Origin of the sequence: Romboutsia sp. 13368, from assembly GCF_018336475.1 — a bacterium.
Classification (GTDB): domain Bacteria; phylum Bacillota; class Clostridia; order Peptostreptococcales; family Peptostreptococcaceae; genus Romboutsia.
Map to the genome: position 1 here is coordinate 1,064,287 of NZ_CP048741.1, position 389 is coordinate 1,064,675.

Sequence of the window (389 nt, forward strand, 5' to 3'; positions counted from 1 at the left end):
ATCCAATGGATTTTTTATTTCATACAYACTATACATATATTAATTAAAATATATTTCTTGGTTCTTATAGTTTATATCTACAACTCTATCCTTATATAGTTTAGAACATTCTAATTCTTTTAATTTTTTTATAACAGAGTAATCTCCCCAACAGTGCATTGGTATAGCTACTTTAGTATCTGTATTTTTCATAAATGTATCAAATCCAATGAAAAACTCATTTCCTTGTCTTGGATCTAAAGGTATAAATGCTATATCAAAAGTATTACCCTTGATTTTATTTACTTCTTCTTTGAATATAAATTCTGCATGTTTATTTTCTTCTATTGTATTTTCACCTTCCCAGTGCCACCAGTTTAAATCACCAGCATRATATATATTTCTACCTT

The 389-nt window shown here is 26.1% G+C and carries 1 pseudogene; it reads right to left on the reverse strand.

The features are described 5' to 3' along the window. Nucleotides 1-39: 39 nt before the first annotated feature. A pseudogene (locus tag G3997_RS04325) lies at nucleotides 40-389 on the reverse strand (MBL fold metallo-hydrolase); the annotation flags it as partial.